Annotated in this window: 2 protein-coding genes; both read right to left on the bottom strand. The window is 62.0% G+C overall.

The window, feature by feature from the left end; genetic code table 11:
- Nucleotides 1–291: 291 nt before the first annotated feature.
- The gene (locus tag X738_RS80470; protein WP_023804277.1) at nucleotides 292–498 is read right to left on the bottom strand and encodes a DUF1737 domain-containing protein; all 207 of its coding nucleotides are present in this window, start codon (nucleotides 496–498) and stop codon (nucleotides 292–294) included.
- A gap of 26 nt (nucleotides 499–524) precedes the next feature.
- Entirely contained in the window at nucleotides 525–1,403 is an 879-nt protein-coding gene (locus tag X738_RS80465) for an HpcH/HpaI aldolase/citrate lyase family protein (protein WP_031257179.1), read from the bottom strand.
- Between the last annotated feature and the right edge of the window lie 217 nt (nucleotides 1,404–1,620).

The following is a 1,620-nucleotide window of genomic DNA, read 5'->3' as shown; positions in this document are numbered from 1 at the left end:
TTGCTCAACCTCCCTTGGCAATCCTGCGCCAAATCTCCATGCCTTGCGACATCGATGGCGTGAACCACCACGAAAGCGCAAATTTCAGTCCATGCCGAAGCTATCTTAGCGCATATGCCCTCAAGGGGGGGAGACTGGCAGCTTTGGCCCGCACCGCACACCCTGCAACTCTGAAGATTGGCGAAAGCCGATGCGACATCCGATCTCCCCCCTTGAGGGGGAGATGTCCGGCAGGACAGAGGGGGGTGCTGGCCCGCCGACATCTGGAAGATGTTTATGCTCGATGCGATGTCACCAATCGCTGAGCTTGGTGCCAGGGCCGTATTCCTGGCCCTCGACATCCTTCACCACGGCCTGGCCGCAGCGCATGACCTTGGTCTGCTTGTCGTAGGAATAGGTTGGCGAGCCGAACAGGTGCCAGCCCTTGTTCAGCGCCGCCGTCACCTTGTGGCAGAAGCTGGAATCGTCCGGGCCGGACAGAAAGCGGTAGAGTTTCATTTTTCATTCCTGTGATAAGTTGCCAATCATGCCGCGCTGGCGGCCGCCTTCGCCAGCAGTTTCTCGGCCTGCGCCAGATGCAGCCGCTCGAGCATTTTTCCGTTCAGCGCAATGACTTGCCTGCCGGCATTTTCGGCAAGCGCGAAGGCCTCCTTGACCGCACGCGCCTCGGCCACGGCTTCGGCAGATGGTGCAAAGGCGCGGTTTGCGGCATCGATCTGGGCCGGGTGGATCAGCGACTTGCCGTCGAACCCCATGGCGGCTGCTTCCGTGCATTCGCGCGCAAAAGCGTCCAGATCACGAAAATCGTTGAAGACACCGTCGAGCAGGTCGAGGCCACCGGCGCGTGCTGCGAGCACCATCTGCATCAGCCATGGCGTGAGATAGCGCCGGTCGGGCGTAGCGAGAATGCCGGTGTCCTTGACCAGGTCGTTCGTTCCGGCGACGAAACAGACCAGCCGCGAGGCCGGATCGCGGCAAAGCTCGGCAATCGGGCCGATGTTGAGCAGCGCCTTGGGCGTCTCGATCATCGCCCACAGCTTCACCGCGTCGGGTGAAAAATTGTCGTCGAGGACGTCGCCGGCTTCCAGGACGTCGCGCGGCGTGTCGACCTTGGGCAGCAGGATGGCGTCGGGCTCGCAGCTTGCCGCCGCCAGCAAGTCCTTGGCGCCCCATTCGCTGGAGAGCGGGTTGATGCGCACGACCATTTCGCAGCGCAGGTTTGCGCGGTGAGCGAAAATATCAGCCAGTTTTTCGCGCGCAAAAACCTTGTCGGCCGGGGCGACGGCATCTTCGAGATCGATGATGACGGCATCGCAGGCCAGCGACGAGATCTTGGCCAGCGCCTTGTCGTTCGAGGCCGGGACGTAAAGCACCGAGCGGCGCGGGCGGCAGGTTTCAGTCATGCCTGATCTATGCCGCCTGGAGGCGATCGAAGCAAGCACACAGGGCAATCGCTTCGGGCAGTCATAGCTTGCATTGGATGCAAGCCAATCATCGAAGTTGGCGCCGCCCCTCATTGCCCTGCCGGGCATTTCTCCCCGTAAACGGGGAGAAAGAAGCTGGCTGCCCCTCGGCGCTCGTCCTGCAACGCCTGTCGTTGGCGACACCGTCGACGACGTG

Source organism: Mesorhizobium sp. L48C026A00 (assembly GCF_000502375.1).
Classification (GTDB): domain Bacteria; phylum Pseudomonadota; class Alphaproteobacteria; order Rhizobiales; family Rhizobiaceae; genus Mesorhizobium; species Mesorhizobium muleiense.
Note: the sequence above shows the minus strand (reverse complement) of the source record. Positions and strands in the feature narration are given on the sequence as shown.

What these genes read in the sequence shown, in the direction of transcription:
- X738_RS80470 (WP_023804277.1), bottom strand. Translation starts at nt 498, where the DNA reads ATGAAACTCTACCGCTTTCTGTCCGGCCCGGACGATTCCAGCTTCTGC.
- X738_RS80465 (WP_031257179.1), bottom strand. Translation starts at nt 1,403, where the DNA reads ATGACTGAAACCTGCCGCCCGCGCCGCTCGGTGCTTTACGTCCCGGCC.